This window comes from Paenarthrobacter sp. PAE-2 (assembly GCF_026013155.1).
Taxonomy (GTDB): Bacteria; Actinomycetota; Actinomycetes; order Actinomycetales; family Micrococcaceae; genus Arthrobacter; species Arthrobacter ureafaciens.
In genome coordinates this window covers 1-8423 of record NZ_JAPDNV010000069.1, presented here as the reverse complement: position 1 = coordinate 8423, position 8423 = coordinate 1, and the positions used below count along the sequence as shown (strand labels likewise).

At 64.6% G+C, this 8423-nt stretch carries 6 protein-coding genes; 3 read left to right on the top strand and 3 right to left on the bottom strand.

The features are described from left to right. Window positions 1-79: 79 nt before the first annotated feature. Genes OCL88_RS20495 through OCL88_RS20485 form a run of 3 tightly spaced genes read right to left on the bottom strand, consistent with a single transcriptional unit; the run spans window position 80 to window position 4451 of the window. Entirely contained in the window at window positions 80-1192 is a 1113-nt protein-coding gene (locus tag OCL88_RS20495) for a M24 family metallopeptidase (protein WP_264963767.1), read from the bottom strand. Beyond that, window positions 1189-3243, bottom strand: coding sequence for a DUF6807 family protein (locus tag OCL88_RS20490; protein ID WP_264963766.1), 2055 nt, complete (start codon window positions 3241-3243; stop codon window positions 1189-1191). Before OCL88_RS20490 ends, OCL88_RS20495 begins: the two co-directional genes overlap by 4 nt. After that, window positions 3240-4451, bottom strand: a complete 1212-nt coding sequence (locus OCL88_RS20485; protein WP_264963765.1) for an acetylesterase — start codon at window positions 4449-4451, stop codon at window positions 3240-3242. The genes OCL88_RS20490 and OCL88_RS20485 overlap by 4 nt, the downstream gene beginning before the upstream one ends. Window positions 4452-4835: 384 nt before the next feature. Here OCL88_RS20485 and OCL88_RS20480 point away from each other — a divergent pair, with 384 nt between their 5' ends. From OCL88_RS20480 to OCL88_RS20470, 3 genes are all read left to right on the top strand, one after another. Then, window positions 4836-5780, top strand: coding sequence for a carbohydrate ABC transporter permease (locus OCL88_RS20480; protein ID WP_021474328.1), 945 nt, complete (start codon window positions 4836-4838; stop codon window positions 5778-5780). Beyond that, window positions 5773-6705, top strand: a complete 933-nt coding sequence (locus OCL88_RS20475) for a carbohydrate ABC transporter permease (RefSeq protein ID WP_021474329.1) — start codon at window positions 5773-5775, stop codon at window positions 6703-6705. Before OCL88_RS20480 ends, OCL88_RS20475 begins: the two co-directional genes overlap by 8 nt. 165 nt (window positions 6706-6870) lie before the next feature. Further along, a complete protein-coding gene (locus tag OCL88_RS20470) occupies window positions 6871-8247 on the top strand; it encodes an ABC transporter substrate-binding protein (protein ID WP_264963764.1) in 1377 nt (458 codons plus the stop codon). Window positions 8248-8423: the final 176 nt, after the last annotated feature.

The window sequence follows — 8423 nt, the reverse complement described above, 5'->3', positions numbered from 1 at the left end:
TTACTTGGGGGGGGTAACACAAAAAGTGGGGGGTCACTTTTCCGGTGACCCGCCACTTTTGCGTTGTCGCGTTGGGTGCCTACGGACGCAGCGTCAACGGACGACGGCGGCCGTCCACTTCCGTTGTGGGCCACCGCTCGTCCACGGTGAGGATCTTGAGTCCGCTGTCAGTGAGCAGCACCGTATCCTCGATCTTCACCCCGGGGCCCGAGGGGTTCCACGTGAAGGGCTGGTTCAGCACGATGGTGTCCGTCACCGCGGAGGTCACCCGTGGATCCCGGCCGGCGTAGCCCGCGGGGCCGCCCTGGTGGTGCAGCGTCCACTGCTCGGGTCCGAAGCCGTGACGTTCGTAGGCCTGCTGGATCTCGGTGAAGACCTCATTCAGCCGTACCCCGGGGACGGTCGCGCGGAAGATATCTGCCTCCACTGCGGCGATCCGGGCCTCTGCGTCCAACTCCGCAGGGCTGCCGGCGTCGAAGGCCACCCACCGGGTCACGTTGGCTACCAAGCCGTCACGTCGAGCGCAGACAACGGCCATCGCCCGCCGCCCGATGGGGGAATGGGTAGCCAGGGGATGCCGGAAATCGCTCCGTCCGGCACCGTTGCAGAGCAGGACCAGCGGCTCGGCCCCTGCGGCCACCACGCGGGCGGCGAGGCGGGAAACGAGTTCAAATTCCGTGGTGTCAGGGGTTGCTTCGCCCAGGATGTCCGTCATCGCTGCGGCGGCATCGGCAGACAAGGCAGCGTAGCGGGCTGCCTCCGCGGGGAGGAGTTGCTGCCGGGCAGCCCGCAATTCCGCGGTGACGTCCCCTTCCAACAGCGGGTTTCCGTCCGGGGCCAGCCCGGCGGCTGTGGCGTGCAGCGGTCCGTGCCACGGGACGGTATGCAGGCTCACGTCCGCGGGCAGTTCCTCGGCGGCGATCCGTCCGGCTTCATTGTTGAACGTGACCAAGTGGTCGCCGGTCCGATCAACCAGCAGGGCGGCGATGGGGTCACCGGCCAGGCTGATGTGCACCCGGCTGCCATCCAGGTACCAGGTCAGGGCGGTGTTGCTTGTCAGCAGCAGGGAGTCCCGGCCGGAGGCGTCGAGGATGTCCAGGACACGGCGTCGCTTGATGGCACGGTCGGCAGCGTTGCCTGGTGCCGTGCGGGACGCGGTAATGGTGCGGGTGGTCTGCGTTTGAGCGGTCATGCCGTTTCCCCCAAAGTTGCGATGAGCTGATCAATGTCGTGTGAAGCCAGGAAACCGTCGGCAATCAGGACCCGGACGGTGCGGTGGACTGGCGCGCCGGGTTCCACGGCCACGGGGGATTCCCAGGCAAGGGAGAGGCCCACGCCCGGGTAGCCCGAGTGCCGGACGAACCAGGGGTCGGGAGCCTGCGGGGACGCCCGGAACACAAGCGTGGCCGGGTGGCCCAGGGATTCAGTGCCTTGCCCGCCTGCCGGACGTCCGGCGTCGAACGTTCCTGACCATGCCAGCCACGGCGCAACGCTGCCATGGACGGCATCCTCACCCCGCGCGTCAGCAGTCCAGATGGTGGCGTCCGCAACCTTGGGCAGGCGCCAGAAGAAGCCACCGTAGCCGCCTTGCAGCCGGCCGTTCGAGCCCGGGCTGCCCAGCAGCACCGTCCCGTCCGTGGCCGTCTGCAGCGTGAAGTCCAGCGTCAGTTGCCAGATGGACTGCCCGACGGCGGACCATCGCCACTCGCGCTGCTCGCCGATCAGACGTGTGCCGTCCGGGCCAACCCAGCCCAACTGTTCCATGCGCCTGCCGTCGCCGTGGTCAACCGATTCGGTGACGATCCGGCCATGATCCTTGCGCCAGACGTAGGCGCCGGCGTCACGGGTGTACGTGCGGCCACCCCAGAAATTGATGCCGTTCACGTCCTGCACGGCTACTCCCGCGCCGAGATGCCAGACGTGGTCCGCCGGGACGTGATCGGTCACCACCGTGCCCGCCAAGGTGCTGACGGGATGCAGGTAGGGCCGCGGCGATGACGTGGGCCGGACGGTGCTGCCGTCCTGGAAAACGGCCACCGTGGTTCCATCGATGCAAGCGGCAGGACGGATCGCGGGGGACGCCCACGGGGCACCGAGTTCGGAAAACGTTGCGTGCCCGAGTGCGGCGCGCCGGATCCACGACCCGACGTCGTGGACAACAGCGTGGGCATCATCGCCTTCACCCACCCAGGTGACGTGGGCCGCGTCGATGAGCCGCGGCGCTTCGGCGGTCCGGATGGCCTCCAGCACCGCCACGTAGGCCCCGGTTTTGGCGAGGGGACTGAGCAGGTCCTCCTCAGAGCGGGCTGTGATGAGGTTCTCCAGCAGGTCCGTCCGGGCGAAGTCCTGGGTCCTTGTTCCCTCCGGGGTGGTGATCTCCACGCGGTCCTCGGTGTAGGAGAACGTGAGCTGTCCCAGCGTTCCGTATACCGTGACGGCGGGGGCCGACTGCACGGGCGCGCAGAGGGTCAGGGCGCACGTGAGCACGGTCCCGGCGGTGGCCACCCGAACCACCGTGGTGTCGTCGCTCTCGGTGTGGTTTGCCCTGTAGAGGTCGGTGTCCACGGACCGGACATCGGTCACTGTCTCCGCTCCGGCGAGGCGCAGCCCCGTCGCAACCGCATGGGCGAGTGCGTTGGTCGCAACGCCATCCACCACGTCCACTCCGTCCAGGCGTCGCTTTCCTGCCCAGCGGGAGCGCTTGAAGTAGGCCTTGGTGCGCAGCCATTCCCCCGTGGCGCTGATGCCCCGGACCTCGCCGATCGCGCCCGTTTCCACGAGGTTCCGGATCGCAGGCACGGCGTGCGAGCCCAGGCTCTGGAACCCCACTTGCACAAGCTTTCCCGCCGCACGCGCTGCGGCCAGGACTTCTTCGTAGTGCGCCATGGACGCTACCGGAGGCTTCTCTAGGTAGACATTCGCCCCGGCCGCCAGGGCTTTGAGGGCCAAGGGGGCGTGGGTTTGGATGGGGGTGGAAATGATGACGACGTCGGGAGTCCTGTCAGTGCCGTAAGCGGCCAGGAGGGCCTCGAGCGAGTCAAAGACGCCCACTCCTGCGGGGAGCCGGCCATCGGCGGGCGGCATGGGATCGGCCACCGCCACGAGTTCCAGTTTGCCTGCCGAGCTCAGGCGGGAGATGTTGTCGAGGTGCCGTTCGCCGAAGCCATGCACGCCCACCAGCACGATGCGGGGGAGGCGGCCGGGAGTCAGCGATGGTTCTGGCACGGTTGCGGGCAGGGTCATGGGGCCGTCCTAGCGGGATCAGTTGAAGGTGTGGTGGCATGGGGTCGTTTTTCGCGCAGCCCGGACGCGAGGAAAGCGGCAGCCTCGTCCTGCATGGCCGGGGTAAACACATGGGGTTCGTCCCACAAGGTGCCGGTGTACCTGCCGGGCAGATGGAGGGAGAGGTACGAGTGCGCGTCCCGCATCCCTTGCTCGGGAAAGAGGCCGTCCCGAAGCGCGTACTGCACCAATAAGGACTCGGCCCGGGACCGTAACGCGATGTCAGGCCACTCGCCCAGCTCCGCCAACCCGGGGGAGTGCAGCAGCCAGGAGTGGGCGTCCAGGTAGGCGGGCAGGAGCGAGGCAAAGGTGGTCATCATGCATGTGACGACGTAGCTGCGCACCAGCGGGCTGAGGCCGGCGAGGATCAAGGCCCGGCCGCCTCCGCCGGAGAACCCGATGCACCCCAGCCGCTCCGGATCCACTCCGGGAAGGCCGGCCAAAACATGGAGCGCGGAAAGATCGTCGTGGGCCACGGTCCCGGCCACGGTGGTACCCATGAGGGCGGCGGCTTTGGCTACCGTTTCCTCGTGCGCCGCGGCCGCCACGTTATACCGTTCCGCCGATGAAGGTACGACGCCGGCCTCCCGCCACAGTGCCTCCTGTCCGGCAACGGCCTGCGCCGTGCGGTAGTGAAGTGGGTCGAGGGTGAAACCGCGGCTGCCCCACATGAAGGCGTCGTGGGCCAGGACCGCGAAGCCCTGCTGCGCGAGCCAGGTTGCCAGCGGACGTCCCCCATACAATGTCGTCCGCAGGCCTGCTGGCACAGCGCCGCGCTGATGCGCGGAGGAGGTTCCGCCGTCGGGCATTGCCACCAGCCGTTCGGCACCGTGGGATTTGATGCCGCCGTGGCAGTGCAGGGCAAGGACCCCGGGCAGGGGGCCCGAAGCTCCGGCGGGGCGCACGAACCACGCGGCGGTCCGGGGCCCAAAACCGGTCTGCCAGCCAAGGAACGAGGTGACCACGCCGTCGTGTTCCACTTCCCGGTGCACCGTGTAATCGAGGTTCCCGCCGACGGCGGGGACGCCCAACGTCAAGGCAAGCTGCCGGGCCGCCGGCGAACTTCCCTCGAAGCCTGTACCCGGACCGGTGTTGCGCGCGGCGTAGTCCGGCCAATCTTCGTACCCGGCGATTGCGCCGGGGCGTTCCGCCGTTTCGGTCACCGGCATGGTAGCGGGCCCTGGGGAACTGGGTTGATAGGGAACAATGGGAGTCCTGCTTCGCTGGGCGGAGGGTGTGCGAAACCGCACGCCGAGCTTCTTCAGCGTGGGGAAAACTTTGCATTGGCGCTTCTAAGAAAACGCTTTCTCAAAAATTAGCAAAAGGCTGTACATGGGTCAAGAAAACGTTTACTTTGGTACGGAGCCGCTAAACGTCGGGATCGAAATCCCGGAAAATCAGAGGGCAGCGCCGGTTTTCTCCGGCGGTCCCGGAAGGCAGCAAGTCCCAGCACGAATTCCGTGGCAGGCCACGATGACCAAAGGAGACCACATGGCCGAAAAGCATCACCCTGAGGCGCCGTCGGGCGTTCAGGGTCTCGCAGGGAGGACGCAATGAGCGCGATTGGTGAACTCTCATCGATGACCCGACGCAAGGGTCCCATGACAAAGGAAGAGAAGAAGGCGAACGGCCGCGACAACAAGGCCGCCTACATCTTCCTTCTGCCGTGGTTGCTTGGCCTGGCGGTCATCACTGTTGGCCCCATGTTGATGTCGCTCTACCTGTCCTTCACGGACTACAACCTCTTGCAGCCGCCGGCCTGGGTTGGCCTGGACAACTTCGCCCGCATGTTCGGCGATGCGCGGCTCCATAACTCCCTGCGCGTCACCTTCACTTACGTCCTGGTGGGTGTTCCCCTGCAGCTGGCCGTGGCACTGCTGATTGCACTGGTCCTGGACAAGGGGCTGCGTGGTCTCCCGTTCTACCGCTCCATCTTCTACTTGCCCTCGCTCCTGGGCGGCTCGGTGGCCGTTGCCATCCTGTGGAAGCAGATCTTCGGCACCACCGGCCTGGTCAACCAGGTCCTTGCGATGATCGGCATCGAAGGGCCGGGCTGGATCTCGGACCCCAACACCGCACTAGGTTCGATCATCCTGCTGCACGTGTGGACCTTCGGCAGCCCCATGATCATCTTCCTGGCCGGCCTTCGGCAGATTCCGAACATGTACTACGAGGCTGCCGAAGTTGACGGTGCCACCACCATGCAGAAGTTCTGGCGGATCACCATTCCCATGCTGAGCCCGATCATCTTCTTCAACCTCGTGCTCCAGATCATCGGATCCTTCCAGTCGTTCACGCAGGCGTTCATCGTCTCGGGCGGCAACGGCGGTCCGTCGGACTCCACCATGTTCTTCACGCTTTACCTGTACCAGAAGGGCTTTGGCCAGTTCGACATGGGCTACGCCTCAGCGATGGCCTGGTTCCTGCTGGTCATCATCGGTGCCTTCACGGCCATCAACTTCATCGCTTCAAAGTATTGGGTGTTCTACGATGACTAAAACTCAGACCCTGCCTCCCGCATCCGGTTCTTCCGCCGACAAGCCCGGCAAGACCCCGCGCCGCCGTGAATCACCCGGAGGCCTTGCCTTCAGCCGGAGCGCACGCGTCAAAGGACTCATCAAGCACGCCATCCTGATCCTGGTGGGTGGCATCATGATCTACCCGCTGCTGTGGATGGTGGTCTCCTCCCTGCGGCCCAACGACCTCATCTTCCGCGAGCCCGGCCTCTGGCTGCAGAACCTGGAGATGAGCAACTACACGGACGGTTGGTCTGCGCTGACTCACCCGTTCGGCCACTACATGGTCAACTCGGCGATCGTGGTGCTGGGCTCTATCATCGGCAACCTGATTTCGTGCTCCATGGCCGCGTACGCGTTCGCAAGGCTTCAGTTCACGGGCAAGAAGCTGTTCTTTGGCATCATGCTGTTGACCATCATGCTGCCGTTCCACGTGGTGATCGTTCCGCAGTACATCCTGTTCTCCCAGATCGGATGGGTGAACACGTTCTGGCCGCTCATCGTTCCCAAGCTGCTGGCAACGGACGCGTTCTTCGTCTTCCTGATGGTCCAGTTCATTCGCGGTATTCCGAAGGAGCTTGACGAGGCTGCCAGGATCGACGGTGCCGGTCATCCGAGGATCTTCCTCCGCGTCATTCTTCCCTTGATGGTCCCGGCCCTGGCCACCACCACCATCTTCACGTTCATCTGGACGTGGAACGACTTCTTCAGCGCGCTGATCTACCTGACGGATCCGGACATGTTCACGGTTCCTGTTGCCCTCCGCGCGTTCGTGGACTCGCAGTCCGCCACCAGCTGGGGATCGCTGTTCGCGATGTCCATCGTGTCCTTGCTTCCCGTTTTCCTGGTGTTCCTGTTTGGCCAGCGATTCCTGATCAAGGGCATCGCCACCACGGGCATCAAGTAGACCAATCAGGCGCCCCGCCTGCGGGGAGGGGCCGGTATGTGCCGGCTCCTCCCATGCAATCCAGTCAGCGAGAAATACTTGTCACACAAGATTGTGACTTGTATCATAAATTCAATGAGAAAACGCTTTCTCACCACAGTGGATCAAAGAGGATCGGAGACTACAGTGCCGTTATTTCCAAAGGGTGGAGCAGTCGCCCGCGCAGCATCGCCGGAGACGCCTGCGCAGGAGCCCAAGGCCAGGAAGTCCGGGCGCAAACTTCGCGCCTCCGCCATTATCGCAGCCACGGCGGCAGCCGTCCTGGCCCTCAGCGCCTGTGGTGGAGGGTCGGAGGCAAAGAGCGCCGACGGCAAGGTGGAGCTTCGCTTCTCCTGGTGGGGAGGGGACAAGCGCGCACAGCTGACCCAGGAAGCCATCAAGGCCTTCGAAGCGGAGAACCCGAATATCACCATTAAGGCTGAATACGGCGACTGGTCCGGCTACTGGGACAAGCTCGCTACGCAGGTGGCGGCCAACGACGCCCCGGACATCATCCAGATGGACGAAAAGTACATCACCGAATACTCCAGCCGCGGTGCGTTGCTTGACCTTTCCAAGTACCAGATCGATACTTCCAAGCTCGATGAAGCGGCCCTGAATGCGGGCAAGGGTCCCAAGGGCCTCACCGGCATTGCCGCCGGCATCAACGCCGCAACCATCCTCGCGAACCCGGCCGTCTTCAAGGCCGCCGGCGTGGAGCTCCCGGATGACAAGACCTGGACCTGGGACGACTTCGAGCGCATCGCCGCCGAGGTTACCGAGAAGTCCCCCAAGGGCACCTACGGTGCAGCAGCCTACGGCACTGACGAAGCGTCGCTCGGCGTGTGGCTGCGCCAAAACGGCAAGTCCCTCTACACCGAAGACGGCAAGCTCGGCTTCGAGCCGTCCGACATCGCCGGCTACTGGGACAACCTGAAGAAGTTGAGCGAGAAGAAGGCTGTACCGTCGGCGTCGGAAATCATCGAAGCTGAAGCCGCGCCGCTTGACCAGAGCGGACTGGCAACCGGCAAGAACGGCATGGCCTTCTGGTGGTCCAACCAGCTGCCCGCCTTGGAGAAGGCTGCCGGAGGTGAACTGGAGATCCTGCGCTTCCCGTCAAAGACCGGCAAGGCCGAAGACGCCCAGCTCTGGTACAAGGCGTCACAGTTCTGGTCTGCATCATCGCGGACTAAGCACCCCGAGGAAACCGCTAAGTTCATCGACTTCCTGACCAACAACGTCAAGGCAGGCGAAATCCTCCTGGCTGACCGCGGCGTGTACCCGAACTCGGATGTCCGCGAAGCAATCCAGTCCAAGCTGGCTCCCGCGGACACCAAGGTGGTGGACTTCATCAGCGAGATCCAGCCGGAGCTCGGTGAAGCTCCCGCTGCTCCGCCGAAGGGTGCCGGCGCCATCCAGGAAATCATCAAGCGCTACACCTCCGAGGTCCTGTTCGACAGGCTCTCCACTGAGGAAGCCGGCAAGAAGGCCTCGGATGAAATGAAGTCCGCGATCGGGGCCTAGCTCCAACAAAACAAAGCGCCCCGGGCGAATCCTTCACGATTCGCCCGGGGCGCTTTCGCGTCCGCAGGCACCCAACTGGGTCGCATTTGTGCGCGTTTTGAACGTTCAAAACGCGCACTGCTGCGACCTAATACGAAAGTAGGGGCGGGTTAGGCTGCGGTGAGCGGGGTGATGGT